This is a genomic window from Dactylosporangium salmoneum, assembly GCF_039532525.1.
Classification (GTDB): Bacteria; Actinomycetota; Actinomycetes; order Mycobacteriales; family Micromonosporaceae; genus Dactylosporangium; species Dactylosporangium salmoneum.
This window is the reverse complement of sequence record NZ_BAAARV010000019.1, coordinates 213,945-233,052: the sequence shown is the minus strand read 5'-3', so window position 1 is coordinate 233,052 and position 19,108 is coordinate 213,945. Positions and strand designations below refer to the sequence as shown.

The following is a 19,108-nucleotide window of genomic DNA, read 5'->3' as shown; positions in this document are numbered from 1 at the left end:
CGATGACGGGTGTACCAGTGGTGGCCAAGGTCGGCGGAAGCGTCCTCGAGGCGCTGCCGCCGCCGTGGTGGGACGACGCGGCGGCGGTGGCACGGGGGCGCGGGCTCGTCCTCGTGCACGGCTGGTCGGCGCCGCTGCGGGCCGCGCAACTGGCCGCCGGCCGGCAACCGCTCGTGCTGACCAGTCAGCACGGCCGGCGCAGCCGGTTCACCGACGCCGAGGTGCTCGGCGACATCCGGCGGACGTCGGCCGGGCTGACCGCGCTGGCCGCACGGGAGATGTCCGCGCGGGGTGCGACGGTCGCCATGGTGGACGCCGCGGCGGCCCGCATCCTCACCGCCGAGGTCCGCCCGCAGCGGTGGTGGGTCGACGGCGAGCTGCGCCGGCTGGAGAACCTCGTGGGCCCGGTGCGCGCGGTCGACGCCGTCGCGCTCGCCCGGTGGCGGCGCGCCGTCGACGCGCTCGTCGTCACGCCGCTCGCGGTCGCACCCGGGCATCCGGCGGTCAACACGGACGCCGACCGCGCCGCGGCCTGGATCGCCACCGCGCTGGGCGCGCCGGAGCTGGTGTTCGTCACCGACGTGCCGGGCGTGCTCATCGACGGCGCGGTGCGGCGCCGGCTGCGGGCCGGGGAAGCCGACGCGGCGGCGGAGGCGAGCGGCGGGATGCGCAAGAAGCTCGACGCGGCGACCGCGGCCCTCGGGCGCGGGCTGACCCGGGCGGTCATCGGCCGGGCGCCGATCGGCGAGCTGCTGGCCGGCCGGGCCGGGACGGAGGTGGTGGCGTGACCGGCGGCCACGTCGAGCGCTTCGGCCGCCTGCGCCGCGAGCTGCACGAGGCGCGGGCCGAGGGGCGGCGGCGCTGGGGGGACGCGTTCGCCGACCTCGGCGGTTCGGAGCCGCTCACGGCGTGGCCCAGCGACGCCGAGGCGGACCGCGCGCTCGCCGTCGCCGCGCACACCCGTCGCTACGGGCCGGTGGAGGGGCGCGACGACATCCGCGCGGCCGTGGCCGCCCACTACGGCCGGGCGCTCGGCATCCCGCTCGGCCCGGAGCACGTCCTGCTCAGCCCGGGCGCGCTCGCCGGCATCACCCTCGCCGTGCTGGCGCTGTGCCGCCCCGGTGAGCCGGTGGCGGTACCGCTGCCGCACTATCACGCGTATCCGGGACTCATCGAGCTCGCCGGCGGCCGGCCCGTGCCGGTGCCCGTCGACGGGCGGCTGACCATCCGGCCGCCGGGAGCGCTGCTGCTGGCCAATCCGGTCAACCCGACCGGCGCCGTCTACGGCCGCCGGCACCTCGAGCGCATCCTGCCCGGCGGGCCGGTCGTGGCCGACGAGGTGTACGCCGAGCACGTCTACGACCCGCGCGACTTCACCAGCGTCGCGTCGATGCTGCCGCTGGACGGCAGCGTCGCCTGGCTCGCGGTGCGCAGCGCCTCCAAGACGCTCGGCCGCCCGGGCCTGCGCGTCGGCGTCGTCATCGGCCCGGCGCCCCTGATCGCGGCGGTGGCAGATCGGTCCGCCGTGCTCAGCGGCGCGGCGAACCTGCCCGGCCAGCTCGCGTTCGCCGCCGGGCTGCCCGGCGCGGCCGCGGCCGACCACATGCGCCCGTACCGCGCCCGGCTGCACGACACCCTCGCCCTGTGCGAGGGGCTCGGGCTGCCGGTGGAGCGCCCCCGGGGCACGTACTACCTGTGGGTCGGCCCGCCCGCCCCGGCCACCGCCGCGCACGCCGCTCGCCTTTGCCGCGACGCCGGGGTGTTCGTCTGGCCGGGCGAGTACTTCGGCTCCCCCTCACACGCCCGGGTCTCGCTGGCGGTGCCCCGCGCGACCCTGGCCGCGGGCCTGCGCCGGCTGGCGGGTGCCCGATGACCGGCGTGCTGTTCCTCGACCCCGGCGCCGACGTGACCCGCCGCGACGTGTACCGCCGGGGCCGGGAGCTCGGCGCGCGGGTCGTGCTCGTCGCGCCCCGCCTCGGGTGGGAGCGCGACGAGGTCGACGACTGGATTCCCGCCAATCCCGCCGAGCCCGCCGCGGTGCTCGCCGCGCTCGCCGACCGCCCGCCACCGCTGGGCGTGGTCAACTGCAGCGAGACGTGCCTGGAGACCGCCGCTGCGATCGCGGCCCGCTACGGCCTGCCGGGGCTGCCCGCCGAGGTCGTCGCGCGCTGCCGGGACAAGGTGCTCATGGGCGAGCGGCTCGCGGCGGCCGGCGTGCCGATGGCCCGGCGCTACGTGCTGCGCCGCGCGGAGGAGGCCGCCGCGGCCGTCGCGGCGGTCGGGCGGCCCGGCGTGCTCAAGCCCAGCACCGGGGTCGCGAGCCGGTACACGGTGCGCTTCGACGACGCCGCGGAGCTGGCCGAGCGCGTCCGCGCGTTCGAGGCGCAGCTCGCCGGGCACCGGCCGGCGTTCCTGCGGCACATGGACGGCCGGTGGCTCGTCGAGTCCTACCTGTCCGGCACCGGATACAGCGTCGAGTCGCTCGTCGCCGGTGGGGTGACGACGCACCTGGCGGTGTGCGAGAAGGGCCCGATCACCGGCCCGTACTTCCGCGAGATCGGCCACGTCAGCCCGCCCGACCTGCCCACCGGGCTGCGCGAGGAGCTGTGCGAGCTGGCCGGCCGGGCGATCCAGGGGCTGGGCATCGACAACTGCGTGACGCACGCCGAGTTCAAAGTGCCGCCAGAGGGTCCCCGGCTGCTGGAGATCGGCGCGCGGATGGGCGGCGGCTCGATCCGGCAGGTGGTCCGCCACGCGACCGGCGTCGACCTGCTCGACCTGACACTGCGCCTGGCGCTCGGCGAGCGCCCCGCACCGGCGATCGCCGAGCACGGGGCAGCGGCCAGCCGCAGCCTGTACCCGCCGCGGCCGGGCCGGGTGCCCCGCGTCGACGTGGACCGCCTCGCCCGCCTGCCCGGCGTCGTCGCGGTCAACCTCTGGATGCGGGAGGGCGCGATGTACCGCCTTCCGCCGCACGGCTACGGCGAGGTGCTCGGCGTGGTGGCCACGGCGCCGACCGCGGCGGAGGCGGTCCGGCTCGCCGACGCCGCGACGGCCGAGGCGGCGCGCGCGACGGTGCTCGACGAGGAGGCGATGACGGCGTGAGACCCGGGATCTTCCGGCAGGAGGAGTTCTTCGAGCAGTACGAGTTCCACTGCCGGTACATGCTGGCGCTCAGCGGTGTGCAGCCGTTGTCGAGCACCGAGCTGGCCGGCCTGGTCCCCGAGGGGCCGCCGGACGTCGAGCTCGGCTACACGGCCTCCGCCGGGCAGCCGCGGCTGCGCGAGCTCGTCGCCGCGGGCTATCCGGGGGCGGGCGCCGAGAACGTCATGGTCACCGTTGGGGCGATCGAGGCGCTCCTGATCGCGGTCAACCTCCTCGTCGGGCCGGGCGACGAGGCCGTCTGCCTGTGGCCGTCCTACCAGCCGCTGCACGAGCTGGTCACCGCGGCGGGCGGGGAGGTGCGCTTCGTGCGCCTGGCGCCGGCCGACGGGTTCGCCATCGACCTCGACCGGGTGCGCGCCGCGGTCACCGCCCGGACCCGGCTGGTGGTGCTCAACGTGCCGCACAACCCGACCGGGCGCGACGTGCCGGCCGCCGACCTCGTCGCCCTCGCCGACGACCTCGCCCGGCGCGGGGTGCACCTGCTCGTCGACGAGGTGTTCCGGCGGATGTGGGCGGGCGCGCGCGCCACCGCGTGGAGCGGCCCGCGCAACCTCCTCGTGGTCGACGGGCTGAGCAAGGCGTTCGGGCTGCCGGGCCTGCGCATCGGCTGGCTGGTCGGGCCGCCCGAGCTGGTGGTGCGGGCGCGGCAGTACCGCAAGTACACGACGCTGAACCCGGGCGCGCTCGACCAGGCGTGGGCCTGCGTGGCGCTGCGGCACGCCGAGACGATCCTGGCCCGCTCGCACGGGCTGGTCCGGGCCGGCCTCGACCTCGCACTGCCCTGGTTCGCGGCCCGCCCCGAGCACTTCGAGCTCACCGCCCCCGCCGGCGGCGGGCTGCTGTTCCCGCGGCTGCGCCACGGCGGGCCGGTGCACGAGTTCTGCGTCCGGCTGGTGGACGAGACCGGGGTACTGCTGGCCCCCGGCAGCGACTGCTACGACATGGAGGGGTTCCTGCGCGTCGGCTTCGCCACTCCGCAGCTGGCCGAGGGGCTCGACCGGCTCGACGCGTTCCTGCGCCGGTCGTGATGCGCTTCTGGAAGTACTACGCCGAGGGCAACTCCTACGTCGTGGTGGACGATCCCGGCGCCGCCGCGGCGCTGGCCGGGGGCGTCAACGACCCGGCGCGGGGCCTCGGCGGCGACGGGCTGCTGCTGGCCCAGTGGGGCAGCGACCGGGTCGGCATGCGGATCGTCAACCCGGACGGCAGCGCCGCGCCCGCCTGCGGCAACGGCGCACGCTGCCTGGCCGCGCTCGCGATCGCGCTCGGCCGGGCCGATCCGGACGCCGTGCTGGACGTCGTCAGCCCGGGGCTCACCGTGCGGCACCGCCTGCTGGACCGCGCGACGTGGCGGTTCGCGCAGGAGCTGACGCTGGCCACCGCGCCGGTCGAGGGCACCCAGTTCGTGCTCGGCACGCCGCACCGGGTGGTGCTCGGCCCGCTGGCCGGGCTGGACCCCGCGGTCGCCGGGCCGCCACAGGAGCGCTCGTGGCCCGGCGGGACCAACGTGATGTTCGCCGAGGTGCGCGCGGCCGGCCGGATCGCGGTGCTGCCCTGGGAGCGCGGGGTCGGCGCCACGCTGGGCTGTGCCACGGGCGCGGCCGCGGCGGCGCTGGCCGTGGCGCGGCGCGAGCCGGCCTGGCCCGCCCGCACGGTCGTGGAGCAGCCCGGCGGAACGATCGCGGTGACATGGGACCGGGCGCGGCCGGACGCGCTGACGCTGGAGGGCACCGCCCGCCCGATCGCGACCGGAGAAGTCCACCCGTGGTGAACGCGGCCCTGCTCGTCGACAACGGCAGCCCGTCGGCGCCGCTGCTGGCCAGGCTCATCGCCGGGGCCGGGTGGACGCCGCTCGTGACGCCGGTGGAGCGGCTCCCGCGACGGGTCCCGCCGGTCAGCGCCGTGATCCTGAGCGGCACCGATGTGCCGGTGTGGCTTCCGGTGTACGCCGCGGAGGTGCGCCTGATCCGCAGCTGCCCGGTGCCGCTGCTCGGGGTGTGCGGCGGCCACCAGCTGATCGGGCGGGCGCACGGCGTGGGGCTGCGCCGGGTGCCCCCGGCGCTCGGGCGCACCCGCGTGCGGCTGCACGGCGACCATCCACTGTGGACCGGTCTGCCGCCGCAGGTGGAGCTGTTCCAGCGGCACGTCTACGGGCTGCGCGCCGTGCCGGCGGGCTTCGACCTCATCGCGACGTCCGGCGCCTGCCCGGTCGAGGGCATCGCCCGCACGGGCGGCCAGGTCTACGGGATGCAGGCGCATCTGGAGTTCCGGCCCGAGGGGCGGGCGATCCTGTCGCGCTTCCTCGACCTGGCCGCGCCGACCGGCCCGGTGTCATGGTGCACCGATGACTTCGACGGGCAGCTGGTTGACCCCGAGGATGAAGTTTGACCGCAGCCGGGCGACCGGACCCGCCGGGACGAGCCGCACCCGGCGCTCGATCAGCTTTGCGAACAGGGTGCGCAGCTCGGCGGTGCCGGCGCCGACCCCGATGCACCGGTGGATGCCGCTACCGAAGCTCAGGTGCCGGTTCGGCGAGCGGGTCACATCGAAGGTGTCGGGGGCGTGGAACTGGGTCTCGTCGCGGTTGGCCGCGGCGTTCCACAGCGTCACCGAGTCGCCGGCCCGCACCGTCCGGGCGCCGAGCTCCAGGTCCCGGGTCGCGACCCGGCGCACGTAGGCGTTGGTGCTCGTCCAGCGCAGGATCTCCTCCACCGCGCGGTCGAGCAGCCCGGGGTCGGCGCGCAGCCGCGCGTCCTGGTCCGGGTGGCGCATCAGCGCCTCCACGCCGGCGCTCGCGGTGTGCGCGGAGGTCTCGTTGCCGCCCACGGCCACGTTGAGCGCGTTGTAGAGAATCTCCGCCTCGCTCGGCGATCGTCCGTTGAGCTCCCCGGAACGCAGCACGTCGAGCAGGTGCTGCTCATCGCCGGGCGGCCGGCTCCGCGCCGGCAGCCGGTCGTGGAAGAACTCCAGGATCTCCGTCTGCAGCCAGGCCAGCCGGGTCCGCTCGTCGCCGCCGGTGTCCACGAGCGCCGGGTCGCGGTAGCCCACCATGCGGCGGGTCATGCCGATCAGCTCCGTGGCCGCGGCCCGGTCCAGGCCGGCGAGTGCCGACAGCGCGCCCACCGGAAGCTGCACCGCCACGTCGGCCGCGAAGTCCCCGCCGCCGGCCGCGACCAGCCGGTCGAGCGCGGCGTCGACGCGCTCGTCGACAGCGGCCCGCACCCGCTCGACCGGCGCCGGCGCGAAGAGCGGGTGCAGCAACTGGCGTAGCAGGCGGTGCCGCGGGACGTCGCTCGCGACGAGCATCAGCCCGGCCGCGGTGTCGCCGTCCGTGCGGAACGACCCGCCGAGCACCGCCCCGTGCGCCGAGGACAGCCCGACGTGGTCGCGGTAGGCGCGGACCACGTCGTCGTAGCGGGTGAGCACCCAGAACCCGCCGTCGGCGGCCGGGTGCCAGTGGACGGGGTCGTGCCGGCGCAGCCAGGCCAGCGCCGGATACTGCCGGCCCTGCACGAACATGTCCAGGTCGTTGAGGTCGACGTGCTCCTGCTCCGCGGTGGTCACGGCGCCGTGACCGGGTCGCCGACCGCCTCGGGGGTCGTCGGCTCCGGCGGCCGGGTGCGCACCGCCCAGTTCACCGCCGGCCCGTTGACCAGCATGCCGAGGACGAAGATCGCGGCGATGGCCAGCCACCCGGCGGCGTGCCAGCCGATCAGCACCGTCACCACGAGCGGCCCGACGACCGTGCGCACCGTGGAGCCGAGGGCGAACACCCCGCCGTACTGCCCCTGCGCGTGCGCGGGCGCCAGCTCGTACCGCAGGCCCCAGCCGCCGGCCGCGCCCCACATCTCCCCGACCGTCAGCAGCAGCACGCTGAGCGCCAGGACCACGGTGGCCGCCCACGCCGGGATACCGGCGGCGAGCCCGGCGATCGCGCAGGCCACCCCCGTCGCGGCGAACGCCCGGCGTTGCAGCCGCGCGGCGCCCGCGGGACTGTCGGCGTCGCGGGTGAGCGGCACCTGCAGCAGCACCACGAGGATCGTGTTGAGCACGACGAGCCACGCGGCCAGCGGCCGGGGCGCGTGGGTGTCGTTGACGAGCCACAGCGGGATGCCGACGGTCAGCACCACGTCGCCCAGCCCGGCGATGCCGCTCACGAAGGCGACCGCGACGTAGGGGAAGTCCCGCAGCGCGCTCCAGCGGCCCGCCGCCGCGGGGGCGGGCGACGGCGGCGCGGCGGGCAGACGCAGCAGCAGGATCGCGCCGAGCGCTCGGGTGCCGGCGGTGACGAGGATCGCCGCGATGTACCAGTCGTGCGTGTCGAACGCGAGCACCAGGCCGGACAGCGCGAAGCCCACGGTGGCCGCGGCGTTGAACGCGCTGCGCAGATAGGCCGAGACCTTCGTGCGCCCCTGCCGGCCGAGCACCGCCGTGATGAGCGCGCCGCGGGCCGTGTGCGCGCCCTCCTCGGCGACCGTCAGCAGCACGACGACGGCGATGTAGGCCGGCACCACGCCGATGAACGGCACGGTGAGCACCAGCGCGGCCTGCGCCAGCTCCAGCGCGATCGTGACGGGCTTCGGCCCGATCCGGTCGGCCAGCCGCCCGAGCACGATGCGCATCGGCACCGCGACCGCGCCGGCGATGGACAGCCCCAGGCCGATGGTCGCGACGGCGAAGCCGACATCGCGGTTGAAGTAGATGACGATCAATCCGGAATAGAGCCCGACGCCCACGCTGGACAACACTGTGCTGAGCGCGAAGATACGCCCGGCGCCGGCGGGTGGCGCCATTGCGGTGAGCAGCCGCCCAAGACGTCCGGCCATCCGTTGCCCCCGATCGCAGCGGCGAATCCGTGCGCTCAGGCTAGCAGCGCGCGGGCGGGTGGGCTGCCCCGTCGGGTTCGCCTGACTGACACGGGTATTGATCGACATTGGCCCGAGTAGATCAATCCATTGACACTGGCCGTGGCGTGTGCCTCTAATCGAAACGCAGCACGATCGGTTGGTGGGCACGCCGACCGATCACGGGGGGTCGTGTCCCGGCACTGCCGGGCGCCTTCGACCAAAGACCAGGCGTGTTCCGGTTCCGCCATTGCGACGGGGGAGTGCCATGGCCATTCTCGGCGGCCAAGAAGAGTCCAGCCAACTCACGACATGCGCCACGGGATCGGCCGGCGGCTGCGGAGCCGGTTGCGGCTGCGCCGCGCCGCCCGCCGCGACCGGCGCGGTGACCCTGGCGGGTCTGACGCCCCGCGGCGAGCGCGGTGCCCGCGCCGTGATCCGCGAGCTGCGCATCGCCGTGAGCTACCAGTGCAACCTGCGCTGCCAGCATTGTTACGTGCCGGAGGAGCAGCGGTCGCAGTACCACAAGCTGTTCCCGGACGAGCTGTCGGTGGAGGAGCTGGAACAGACGATCGACGTCATGGCGGCCGACTTCGGCCTGCGCCGGATCAGCATCACCGGCGGCGAGGCCCTGATGACGCCGGTGTGGCCGCGCACGGAGCGCCTCCTGCGCCGCGCGCTGCGCCACGACCTCAAGGTGCGGCTCATCACCGGCGGGGCCGGCCAGGTGCCCGTCGCCACCGTGCTCGCCGCGGCGGAGCACAGCGACAACCTCACGTTGCAGGTGAGCCTCGACGGCGTGCGCGCCGAGTCGGTCAACGCGTTGCGCGGGCGGTCCTATGCCTTCGACCGCGCCGTCGCGACGATCGGCGAGATCGCCGGGACGGGCACGCCGGTGCTCGTGCGCTACACGGTCACCGACGACAACTACGACCAGACGCTCGCCTGCTACGACCTCGCGGCCGAGCTGGGCGCCTCGACGTTCGTCTTCAAGCCGGTCTTCTCCGCCGGCGAGGCCCGCCGCGGCGGCCTCACCCCGGTGACCCCGGCCACCGTGCGCGAGCTGCAGCTCGCCGCGGCCGAGCGCAGTGTCGGGCGGCGCACCCGGCTCAAGCTGCCCCAGCCGTGCTACCTCACCGCCGAGGACCTGCCGGCGGGCGCCAACGTCCAGATCGCCTACTGCGGCTGCGGCCGCGACATCGCCTACCTGACGCCGGACGGCGACGTCTACCCGTGCACGTACCTCGTCGGCATGCCCGGCATGGAGCAGTGGCGGCTGGGCAACCTGCGCGACCCCGAGTTCGATCTGGCGCGCGCGTGGACGGCCGAGGACACCTACCAGGAATTCCGCGACGCGCCGCAGGCGTGCCACTGCACCGCGCAGGAGATCGGCCGGCGCAGCGACGAGACGCTGGCGTGCCGGGCATGAGCCTGGACCGCGTCGCCCGCCAGCTGGCCTCCGACGTGAGCCCGCTGGCGGCCCACCTGGCCGACCGCTACGTCGGCCCGGCCCCGCTGCCGCCGGTCGCGATCGTGACCGCGACGCCCCGCAAGCTCAAGTGGTTCGAGCTGGAGCGCTTCCTGCGCCCCGTGTCCTCGCTCGAGGACACCTCGTCGCTGACCCGGATCTGGGAGCACGACTCGGGCCCGGTCGCCACCCTGGTCCACGGCGTCGGCGGCCCGAGCGCGGACCGCCTGCTCATCACGGCGCTCATGCAGGGCGTGCGGGCCTTCATCCGGATCGGCACCTGCGGGCTGCTCACGCCCGGCGCGACGATCGGCACGGTGGTCGTGGCCGAGGAGGCGACCGGCGACGACACGGCCTTCCAGTGGTACCTCAAGGCACTGCACGGGGCGGGCCGGCCGGTGGCCAACCCGCCGTTCGTGGCGGCCGACCCCGAACTGGCCCGCGTCGCGGCGGACACGCTCGGGTCCATCGTGCCCCCGGGCCGCGCCGTCGCGGGCCGCGCCTTCTCCACCAGCCTGATCTTCCGCGAGGGACCGCACGCGGCCCAGGGGTATCGCGACCTCGGGTGCGACGGCGCCGACATGGAGGCCGCGACGGTGCTGGCGTGTGCCCAGTGGTACCGCGTGCCGGCCCTGGCTCTGCTGGTGGGGCGCGACCACATCATCGAGGGCGGCTTCCACACCAACGAGCCGGATCGCTTCGCGGCCGGGGTCGACGCGATCCGCCGGACCCTCGACGCGCTGCTTCCGGTGGCCCAGCGCGCGGCCGCTCGCGTCGCGGCCGAAGCGTGAGCGCCGAGCGCGTCCTGGTCGTCGGCGGTGGTGTCGCGGGGATCGCGGCCGCCCGCACGCTGGCCGAGCGCGGTGCACTGCCGCTGGTGCTGGAGGCGACCGGCGCCCTCGGCGGCAACTGCGGCGGCTTCCGGGCCGGTGGGTTCCGCTTCGACCTCGGGCTGCACTGCTTCTTCACCACCGATCCGCGGGCACAGGCCCAGGTGGACGCGCTCATGGGCGGCCGCGGGCGGGAGCGGCCGCTGCGCGAGGTGGTGCACCAGGACGGCCGGTGGCTGCCGTACCCTCCGCTGCGCAACCTCGCCGCCTACCCGGACGCCGGCACCGTGACCCTGCCCGACCGTCCACTGTCGACACCGCCGCCCGACGCCGCCGCAGCCGTGCGGGCGCAGGTCGGCGACGAGCTGGCCGAGCGGTTCGTGCTGCCGCAGCTGCGCAAGCACTGGGGCGCCGATCCGCGGACGCTCCCGGCCGGGGTGGCACGCAGCGGCGGTCTCGCCCCGGCCGAGGAGATCCTGGCCGGCGCCCGGGCGCCGCTCGACGAGCCGCCGGGGCGCACCTGGCAGTACCCGCCCGTGGGCGGCTTCGCCGCCTACATCGAGCGCCTCGCCGAGGGGGTGCCCGTCCGGTTCGGCGCGCGGGTGGTGCGCGTCGACCTCGACCGGCGGGAAGTGACCCTGGACGGCGGCGAGGTGCTGCCCTACGAGCACCTGGTCAGCTCGATGCCGCTGCCGGCGCTCGTCGCCGCCCTGTGCCCGGCGCCCTCCGCCGGCGTGCTCGGCCGGGCCGCCGCGCTGCCGCACAGCTCGCTCACGCTGGTCAGCCTCGGCGTGTCCACTGTGGACGCGCCGGCCCCGTGGGTGTACTCCTTCGACGAGGACGTGCCCTGGGTGCGCGCGACGTTCCCCGCCGAGATGGACCCGGCCGCCGCGCCGCCGGGCACCGCCGCGGTGCAGGCGGAGGTGTACTGGCGGGGCCGGCGGCCCGACGCCGCCACCCTGGCCGAGGAGGTGACCGCCTCGCTGCGCCGGCTCGGCCTGCTGCCGCGCGGCGCCGACGTCCTGGTCCGCGACGTGCGCACCGTGCGGTACGCCAACACCTGCGCGAGCGACGAGGACCGCGCCTTCGTCGACGGCCTGCTCGCCGACCTGCAGGACCGCGGGGTGAGCGCCGCCGGTCGCTACGCCCGCTGGGACAACGGGCGCTTCGACCAGACCCTCGTCCGGGCCACCGACCTCGCCGGACGGATCGTGCCGGCGCAGGCGGCCGGGAGGGCGGGGTGACGCCGTCCGTCCTGCTCATCGGGCTGGGGCTGCACGCACGGCGGGTGCACTTCCCGGTCCTGGGCGAGCTGGCGGCCGCGGGGAAGGTGCGGTTCGCGGGCATCGTCGACCGGCACGTGGCGGCGGCCGGCGTGCGCGCCCACGCCGAGGGCGGCGGCGTGCCGACGGCCTTCGTCGACGACCTGGCGGCCGACGGCGAGCTGACCCGGGAGACGGTTGCCACGCTCGACGCGCTGGTCCAAAGGGCCGCGGTGTCGGCGGTCCTGGTCGCCACGGAGCCGCTGGCGCACGGGCCGTACGCGCGCTGGGCCCTGTCCCGCGGCCTCGACGTGCTCGTCGACAAGCCGCCGACGGCCCGCACCGGGCTGACCGACGACCCGGGCCAGGCCCGCGGGATGGTGGCCGACTTCGGGGCGCTGGCGACGCTGGCCCGGGAGCGCGGGCGGCGCGCCGGCGTGCTCACGCAGCGCCGCTGCCACGACGGGTACCTGCTGCTGCGCGAGCTCGTGCGGGAGGTGCGCGAGCGCACCGGGTGCCCGCCGACGTCGGTGCACGTCGAGCACAGCGACGGTGAGTGGCGCATGCCGTGGGAGGTGGTGCGGCAGGAGTACCACCCGTTCAACCGCGGGTACGGCGTGCTGCTGCACTCCGGCTACCACGCCGTCGACATCGGCCTGTGGCTCACCGACGTCACCGAGCCCGAGCGCGGCGGGTACACCGCGATGAGCGTCCGGCCGCATTTCACAGTGCTCGACGACGTGCGCGCCGCGCTGCCGGACGAACGCATCCACGCCCTGCTCGGCGGCCCGCCGCCCGCCGCCCGCGTGGAGAGCCGCGGCGGCCTGGGCGAGATCGACGCCCACCTCACGATCGGGCTGCAGCGCGACGGCGCCACGCCGACGGTCCTCACCGTCGCCGCGCTGCACACCAGCTTCTCCCGGCGGGGGTGGCTGGACTCCACCGGCCGTAACCTCTACACCGGCAACGGCCGGCGGGTCCACGAGAGCGTGTCGCTGCAACAGGGCCCGTTCCAGGCGATCCGCCTGCACTCGTACAAGGCCCGGCTGCCCGGCGAGGACGGCGCGGGCGGCACGCAGGTGGGCGGGGACCGGCACTGGCTGCTGCAGGTGTTCCGCAACACCAGCGCGTTCCCGGACTGGCGGACGGTGCGCGAGTACACGTCCGAGGACGTGCCCGGCGGACCGGAGGCGGCCAAGCGGCGGCTCGTCGGCGAGTTCCTCGGCACCGGGCCGTTCGGGTCCGAACTGGCCGGTCACGTCGTCACGGTCGCGGCGATCGGCAGCGCCTACGAGTCCTGGTCCACCCGGGGCAGTGCCGGCCCACCGGCGATCATCACCAAACTGGAGGACCCATGAGCCACGCCGTAACGTCGGGCGCCCTTCCCGTGACGGGCAACCAGGAGCGGTTCCTGCTGCGCGACGAGGCCCATCGGCGGGCGGGCAAGCCCCCGTACATCCGTACGGTGTCCTGGTGCGCCCGCATCGACGGCGACCTCGACCCGGACCGGCTGCGCGCCGCCGTCGGGGCGCTGCTGGCCCGCCACGAGGCGCTGCGCACGCGGTACGGGCTCGAGGACGGGCGCGGGTACGCCGTCGTGGAGACTGTCGCCGAGCCGTCGCTGGAGCTGGTGGACCTGACCGGCCTGCCCGCCGACGAGCGCCTCGACGCCGCGCTGCAGGCGGCGACCGAGGCTGCGGACACCCCATTCGACCGGCGCACCCTGCCGCGCCTGCGGGCCACCCTGTACGTGCTGCGCCCCGGCAGCCACGTGCTGCTGCTCGTGGCCGACCACATCGTCGGCGACGGGCGCACCACGGAGATCCTGGCCCGCGACGTGGCCGCCCTCTACAGCGGCACGGCGCTGCCCGAGGTGCCGCTGCGGTATGTCGACTGGGTCGCGGCCGCACAGGGCCCGGAGGGGCTCGCACGGCGGGAGCGGCTGCTCGAGTACTGGCGCGACGAGGTGGGCGAGAACCGCTTCTTCCCCCGCGTCCGGCTGCCCTTCGCCCGCGACGAGCCGCTGCCCGACTCGTTCCTCGGCGCGCACCGCACGATGCGCGTCGACCGGCCCACCGTCGCGGCGATGGCGAAGCTCGCGCGGGCCCACCGCACCACGATGTTCACCGTGCATCTCGCCACCCTCGTCGCCGCGCTGCACCGGGCGACCGGCGAGCTGGACGTCACCGTCGTGGTGCCCGACGACAACCGCGGCGACCCGCGCACCGAGGACGTCGTGGGCTGGTTCGCCACCTCGATGGCGCTGCGCTTCCGGCTTCCGCCGGAGCCGAGCCTGGACCAGGTCGTCGACACCGCCCGCGAACAGCTACTGACCGCGCTGGAGCACCGGGGCATCAGCTTCGGCGAGGTCCTTGACGCCGGTGCCGGCCGCCGGGGTACGGCACCGCCGGCGGTCGTGCGGTTCGAGTACTCCGCACCGATGGGCGGCGCCCCCCGCTTCGACGGGGTGCCCGCCACCGAGCTGTCGCTGCCGATCGTCTCGGCCGGGCTCGGCCTGGCCATCTGGACCCGTCAGCAGGGGCCGGACCAGGCCCCCACCGGCCTGGAGATCACGATCGTGCACGGGCTCGAGTACTACAGCGAGGAGGCCGTCGGGGGCTTCCTCACCGACTGGCGGGAGCTGACCCGCGCGCTGCTGGCGGACCCGGGCGCCCCGGTCGCCACCGTGAACCTGACCGCGTGAGGGAGCCGAGATGACCGACACCATTCCCCACCAGTACCTGCCGCCCAAGCCCGTCGACCTGGACGAGGCCGAGCGCGCCGTCGAGCTGCTGCTGCGCGCCCTGGGCCAGCAGCACAAGCCGGAGGTGATGGCGCAGACGCCCCGGCGGGTCGCCGAGCTCTACGCCGAGACCATCAACCCGGGCGGCTTCGACATCGAGGCCGACTTCACGGTCTTCGACAACCCCGGCGTCACCGACCTCATCATCGTCAACGACGTGCACTACGTGTCGATGTGCGAGCACCACCTCGCGCCCGCGTTCGGCGTCGCGCACCTGGCGTACGTGCCGGACGCGACGATCGCCGGGTACTCCAAGCTGAAGAAGGGCCTCAACTACCTGGCCCGCCAGCCTCAGCTCAACGAGCGGCTCGTGGTCGGGGTGCTGGACTTCGTCGAGGCGCGGCTGCGCCCGCTGGGCTCCGGGCTCATCCTGCGCAGCGCGCACTGCTGCATGGCGCTGCGGACCAACGCGCCCAGCCAGGAGGTCGTGACGGTGTCGGACTTCCGCGGCGTGCTGCGCGAGGACCGCTACCGCAACCAGCTGTGGGCGACGGCGCTGGCGGACAGACCGACGTTCCTCGGCCGGTAGGCGATGGCCGACGACGGGACGCTGGCGGAGAGCCTCGCCGCGCAGGTGCGCCAGTCGCTGCACGGGTGCGCCCAGCACCCGGGCGGCCCGCTGGCCGCCTTCGACCGCTGCTGCGAGGCGCTGGCCGACGGCCGGCTGACCCCGCGGGAGTTCCGCGACGTCGGCGCGCGGCTCGTGGCCATGTCCGAGGCCCGGCTGGCCGGCGGCGCCGGCGACCGGGCGCTCGCGCAACGCGAGACGCGCCTGATCCGCTTCGTCTCGGCGCTGTTCGGGCTGCCGGGCGCGCCGGGGCGGCCCGTTGCGCCCGCCCTGCCCCGCACGAAGGTGGCCGTGGTGGGCAAGGGGCGTAACTGCCCCGAGCCGGTGTACGAGCTGGCCCTCGCGGCCGGCGAACTGGTGGGGTCCCGCCCGGACCGCTGCCTGCTGCTGACCGGAGGCCTCGCCGGCGTCATGCGGGCCGCCGCCACCGGTGCCAAGCGCGCCGGCGGGCTGGTGGTCAGCGTGCTGCCGGCGCAGGCGCTGCGCCCGACGGCCGCCCACGACCAGGCCGACCTCACGCTGGACACCGGCATGTCGGTGCACGTGCGCAACGTCGTGCTCGCCTCGTCGGCCGGCGCCCTGATCGCCCTGCCCGGCGGCCACGGCACGCTGCAGGAGATCATCGTGGCGACCGACCTCGGCAAGCCGGTGTGGGCGCTCGGCGACCATGCAGTGCGCCTGCCCGGCGTGGAGTACCTCGACTCCCTGACCGAGCTGGCGCAGCGACTCGACGCCTTCCTCGACGCCCCACCCGGCGATGCCCCGCCGGAGAGCGCTCAGTCCTGACCCGCCCCGGCGGCCGCCCGCGCGTCGATGATCTTCGCGAGGTCGCCGAGGACGCTGTTGTCGAGCAGGTCGCGGAACTCCAGTTCGACGCCCAGCTCCCGCTTGATGCGCCGCTGCGCCCGGAACGCGAGCAGCGAGTGCCCGCCCAGGGCGAAGAACTCGTCGCCGGTGCCCACGCGCTCCGTGGCCAGCAGCTCCTCCCACAGCGAGGCCAGGTACCGCTCGGTGGCCGTCTGCGGTTCGGCGTAGGCGTCGCTGCGCTGCCGCTGCTCCGCGACCAGCTCGTGCAGCCGTTCGGGGTCGCGCTTGCCGTGGTCGTTGGCGGGGATCTCGCCGAGGACGACGAACGTCGCCGGGACCATGAACTCGGGCACCTGGGCCGCCGCGAACGCGCGCAGGTCCTTGAGCACGATCGTCTCGTGCGGCACGACGAAGGCGATGAGCAGCTTGTCGGTGCCGGTACCGTCCGCCACGACGGCGGCCTCCCGCACGTCGGGATGGCGGCACAGCAGCTGCTCGACCTCGCCCGGGTCGACCCGGTAGCCGCGGATCTTCACCTGGTCGTCGACGCGCCCGACGAACTCGAGGGCACCGTCGGGCCGCCTGCGGGCGAGGTCGCCGGTCGCGTACATCCGGCCACCGGGCGCCCCCCAGGGGTCCGGCCGGAACCGTCGCGCGGTGACCGCCGGGCTGTCCAGGTAGCCGCGGGCCACGCCGACGCCGCCGATGTGCAGCTCGCCCGGCTCGCCGTCGGGCACCGGCTCCAGCCCGGCGTCGAGCAGGTGCACCGAGGTGCCGTCGAGGGGGCGGCCGATCGGCACGCTGCCGGCGTCGGCGGCCAGCCCGGCCAGCGGCTGCGCGGTGCAGGCCGTGGTCGCCTCGGTGGGCCCGTAGAGGTTGACGAACGTGCCGCTGAACGCGCCGCCGAGCACGTCGTGGGCGGCCGCCACCGGCAGCACGTCGCCGCCCGTGGCAAGAACCCGCAGCGGCGCGAACGCCTCCCGGTCCTCCCGCACCACCTGACTGACCGCCATCGTCGGCGCGAGCATCGCCGTGACCCGCCGCCGTCGCAGCTCCCGCTGCAGGTCGAGCAGCACCAGCTCCCGCAGCGGCGGCAGCACCACGATCTCCGCGCCGGCGGCGAGGCTGCACCAGACCTCGTAGTGGAACGCGTCGAAGGAGACGCTGGACACCTGCGCCATCCGGTCCCCGGGGCCGAGCGGCGGCAACGCGGCGTTGGTCGCGAAGTTCACCAGCCCGGCGTGCTCCAGCACCACCGCCTTGGCCGTGCCCGAGGTGCCCGACGTGAACAGCACGCATGCCGCCGACTCCGGCCCGACCGGCCGGGCCGGCGCGTCCGGGGCGTCACCGGCCCACGCCTCGGCCCACGCCTCGCACCCGGCGGGCAGGGTGCCGGCCCAGCCGGGCGCGACGAGTGCGAGCCGCGCACCGCTGCGGGCCACCATGAGGTCCCGCCGCGCCGCCGGATACGAGGTGTCCACCGCGACGTACGCCGCGCCCGCCCTGAGGATCCCCAGCATCGCCACCACGACGTCGACGCCGCGCTCCAGGTGCACGACCACCCGGTCGCCGGCCTCGACCCCGCGCGCGACGAGCCGAGCGGCCAGGGCGGCCGACCGCGCGTCGAGCTCGGCGTAGGTCAGGCCGCCGCCGGCGTCGGACACGGCCGGCGACGGGCCGTGTGCGGTCACGGAGGCGGCGAACATCGCTACGAGCGTCGCCCCGTCGCGCGCGGGCCCGCCGGGCGACGCGGGCCTGGCCGGCGGGCGCGCCTCGATGGTCGCCAGGCAGTCCTCGAGCGGTGCGGCCGGCCCGACAGGCCGCCACCCGCTGGGCAGCGGCGGGCCGGGCGGTTCGGGCCAGACACTGAGATCGCCGCGATCGTTGTGGACGACCGTGTAGAGCCCCGACTCTTCGAACGGACGCATCGCGAGCCCCCCGCTACGGTGACGAAGTCCGCTGTCAGCTTATCCGTGTCCATCGCTGCGTGACACCCCGCGATACTCAGTCGCCATGGTTGATGTCGCGATCGCGACGCCTCCCGGTCGGGAGGTGTCCACCTTGGACAGCACGGACCATTTGCTCGAAGCGGGCTTTTAGCCCATACGTGAGCGTTTGCCACCCAGGCACCGCCGGCATTCCGTGCGCCGGCCGGCTGCGTCGCCGACCGGGTATCGCCGTCGAAATCGGAGGTTTGGGCGCGCGCTGGGTGGACAGGTGCCTGTCACCCGCCCGGTGGTACCACGAATTTCAGTGGACGCATGGCCGGCGCCGGGCACGTCTGCATCGGAAGGATGCCCACCGCGCATGTCCGCTCAGCACTCCAGATCGAAGCTGCGCCCAGGGTCGGCCGCGATCTCCATGGTCCTGCTCGCGCTCAGCATCGTGCTGGTCGTGGCGATGACCCGGTACCTCAGCCACACGGTCCGCCATGACCCGGCACCGGCGCGCGCCACGCCGACCGCGCTGCCGCAGAACGTCAAGCCGTCGTTCGATCCAGGTGCCGGGGCGCCGCTGCCGGAGCACCGGGTGGTGGCGTTCTACGCGGTGCCGGACGCCGCCGCCACCGGGCCCGCCTACCAGCTCAGCGACGCGATGCTGGCCCGGCTGCGCTCACAGGCCGATCAGTACCAGGCCCTCGACCCGGCCCACCCCGTGGTCGCCGGGATCGACCTCGTGGTCAGCGTGCCCGACCGGTACTCCGGCCCGGCCGGCACCTACAGCCACCGGGTCGACCGCGCCACCATCGACCGCTACGTCGAGTTCTGCCGGGCCAACGGGCTCGTGCTGTTCCTCGACCTGAACTTCGGCTGGTCCGACCCGCTCACCGAGCTCAACGCCTTCCGCGACTACTTCAAGCTGCCGTTCGTGCACGTCGCCGTCGACCCCGAGTGGATGTTCCCCCGGCACAACGGTGTCCCGGGCACGAACCTGTCGAACGTCCGGGCCGCCGACCTGAACCCGCTGATCCAGGCGGTCGCCGCGATGCCGCAGGAGTTCCAGGTGCCGCGCAAGATGTTCATCATTCACCAGTACCGGCCCGACGGCGACGGCCTGGCCAACCCGTACGATCCCGGCGCGGCGCTGATTGCCGACAAGCGGAACCTGGTGGATGACGACCGTGTCGACGTCGTCGTCCACGTCGACTCCGTCGGCGGCTGGCCGGGCGACATCCAGGTGAAGACCCAACAGTACAACGAGTGGGTCGCGCAGGGCATGCAGCAGTACCACAACTTCCGCTACGGCGGATTCAAGATCTTCTACCAGCTGGAGTCCAAGAACCGGCTCATGACCCCGCAGGAGGTCATGGCGCTGCAGCCCCCGCCGATGGTGATCACCTACGGCAACTGAGCCCAGCGGC

At 75.2% G+C, this 19,108-nt stretch carries 17 protein-coding genes; 14 read left to right on the top strand and 3 right to left on the bottom strand.

Annotated features, from left to right (window positions below; translation table 11 throughout):
- Positions 1–2: 2 nt before the first annotated feature.
- Genes ABD352_RS11465 through ABD352_RS11440 form a run of 6 tightly spaced genes read left to right on the top strand, consistent with a single transcriptional unit; the run spans position 3 to position 5,553 of the window.
- Positions 3–788: an amino acid kinase family protein gene (locus tag ABD352_RS11465; protein WP_344612268.1), complete on the top strand. Its 786-nt coding sequence runs from the start codon at positions 3–5 to the stop codon at positions 786–788.
- Positions 785–1,873 carry a pyridoxal phosphate-dependent aminotransferase gene (locus tag ABD352_RS11460; RefSeq protein ID WP_344612267.1) on the top strand — a complete coding sequence of 363 codons (1,089 nt, stop codon included), beginning with the start codon at positions 785–787 and terminating at the stop codon, positions 1,871–1,873. Before ABD352_RS11465 ends, ABD352_RS11460 begins: the two co-directional genes overlap by 4 nt.
- Positions 1,870–3,105: an ATP-grasp domain-containing protein gene (locus ABD352_RS11455; protein WP_344612266.1), complete on the top strand. Its 1,236-nt coding sequence runs from the start codon at positions 1,870–1,872 to the stop codon at positions 3,103–3,105. Before ABD352_RS11460 ends, ABD352_RS11455 begins: the two co-directional genes overlap by 4 nt.
- Positions 3,102–4,193 (top strand): aminotransferase class I/II-fold pyridoxal phosphate-dependent enzyme, encoded by a 1,092-nt coding sequence (locus tag ABD352_RS11450; protein ID WP_344612265.1) that lies wholly within the window; start codon positions 3,102–3,104, stop codon positions 4,191–4,193. The genes ABD352_RS11455 and ABD352_RS11450 overlap by 4 nt, the downstream gene beginning before the upstream one ends.
- Positions 4,193–4,936, top strand: a complete 744-nt coding sequence (locus ABD352_RS11445; RefSeq protein WP_344612264.1) for a diaminopimelate epimerase — start codon at positions 4,193–4,195, stop codon at positions 4,934–4,936. Before ABD352_RS11450 ends, ABD352_RS11445 begins: the two co-directional genes overlap by 1 nt.
- Positions 4,930–5,553 carry a type 1 glutamine amidotransferase gene (locus tag ABD352_RS11440; protein ID WP_344612263.1) on the top strand — a complete coding sequence of 208 codons (624 nt, stop codon included), beginning with the start codon at positions 4,930–4,932 and terminating at the stop codon, positions 5,551–5,553. Before ABD352_RS11445 ends, ABD352_RS11440 begins: the two co-directional genes overlap by 7 nt.
- On the opposite strand, the gene ABD352_RS11435 is transcribed toward ABD352_RS11440, so the two are convergent.
- Both ABD352_RS11435 and ABD352_RS11430 read right to left on the bottom strand, forming a co-directional pair.
- Positions 5,497–6,729: a cytochrome P450 gene (locus ABD352_RS11435; protein ID WP_344612262.1), complete on the bottom strand. Its 1,233-nt coding sequence runs from the start codon at positions 6,727–6,729 to the stop codon at positions 5,497–5,499. The two genes, ABD352_RS11440 and ABD352_RS11435, sit on opposite strands and share 57 nt — an antisense overlap.
- Positions 6,726–7,991, bottom strand: coding sequence for an MFS transporter (locus ABD352_RS11430; protein WP_344612261.1), 1,266 nt, complete (start codon positions 7,989–7,991; stop codon positions 6,726–6,728). The genes ABD352_RS11435 and ABD352_RS11430 overlap by 4 nt, the downstream gene beginning before the upstream one ends.
- A 403-nt stretch (positions 7,992–8,394) precedes the next feature.
- On the opposite strand from ABD352_RS11430, the gene ABD352_RS11425 reads away from it, so the two are divergent.
- The 7 genes from ABD352_RS11425 to ABD352_RS11395 are packed head-to-tail and all read left to right on the top strand — an operon-like array spanning position 8,395 to position 15,726.
- Positions 8,395–9,438, top strand: a complete 1,044-nt coding sequence (locus tag ABD352_RS11425; RefSeq protein WP_344612260.1) for a radical SAM protein — start codon at positions 8,395–8,397, stop codon at positions 9,436–9,438.
- Entirely contained in the window at positions 9,435–10,268 is an 834-nt protein-coding gene (locus ABD352_RS11420) for a phosphorylase family protein (protein ID WP_344612259.1), read from the top strand. The genes ABD352_RS11425 and ABD352_RS11420 overlap by 4 nt, the downstream gene beginning before the upstream one ends.
- Positions 10,265–11,551: a protoporphyrinogen/coproporphyrinogen oxidase gene (locus ABD352_RS11415; protein WP_344612258.1), complete on the top strand. Its 1,287-nt coding sequence runs from the start codon at positions 10,265–10,267 to the stop codon at positions 11,549–11,551. The genes ABD352_RS11420 and ABD352_RS11415 overlap by 4 nt, the downstream gene beginning before the upstream one ends.
- Positions 11,548–12,927 carry a Gfo/Idh/MocA family protein gene (locus ABD352_RS11410; RefSeq protein ID WP_344612257.1) on the top strand — a complete coding sequence of 460 codons (1,380 nt, stop codon included), beginning with the start codon at positions 11,548–11,550 and terminating at the stop codon, positions 12,925–12,927. The genes ABD352_RS11415 and ABD352_RS11410 overlap by 4 nt, the downstream gene beginning before the upstream one ends.
- Complete coding sequence (locus ABD352_RS11405) at positions 12,924–14,273, top strand: condensation domain-containing protein (RefSeq protein ID WP_344612256.1); 1,350 nt, start codon at positions 12,924–12,926, stop codon at positions 14,271–14,273. Before ABD352_RS11410 ends, ABD352_RS11405 begins: the two co-directional genes overlap by 4 nt.
- A gap of 10 nt (positions 14,274–14,283) precedes the next feature.
- The gene (locus tag ABD352_RS11400; RefSeq protein ID WP_344612255.1) at positions 14,284–14,901 is read left to right on the top strand and encodes a GTP cyclohydrolase I; all 618 of its coding nucleotides are present in this window, start codon (positions 14,284–14,286) and stop codon (positions 14,899–14,901) included.
- A 3-nt stretch (positions 14,902–14,904) separates the two neighbouring features.
- Positions 14,905–15,726: an SLOG cluster 4 domain-containing protein gene (locus ABD352_RS11395; RefSeq protein WP_344612254.1), complete on the top strand. Its 822-nt coding sequence runs from the start codon at positions 14,905–14,907 to the stop codon at positions 15,724–15,726.
- Here ABD352_RS11395 and ABD352_RS11390 read toward each other — a convergent pair.
- Positions 15,717–17,675, bottom strand: a complete 1,959-nt coding sequence (locus tag ABD352_RS11390; protein WP_344612253.1) for an amino acid adenylation domain-containing protein — start codon at positions 17,673–17,675, stop codon at positions 15,717–15,719. The genes ABD352_RS11395 and ABD352_RS11390 overlap by 10 nt on opposite strands.
- A gap of 379 nt (positions 17,676–18,054) precedes the next feature.
- Between ABD352_RS11390 and ABD352_RS11385 the strand changes: the two genes are divergently transcribed.
- Positions 18,055–19,098 carry a hypothetical protein gene (locus ABD352_RS11385; protein WP_344612252.1) on the top strand — a complete coding sequence of 348 codons (1,044 nt, stop codon included), beginning with the start codon at positions 18,055–18,057 and terminating at the stop codon, positions 19,096–19,098.
- Positions 19,099–19,108: the final 10 nt, after the last annotated feature.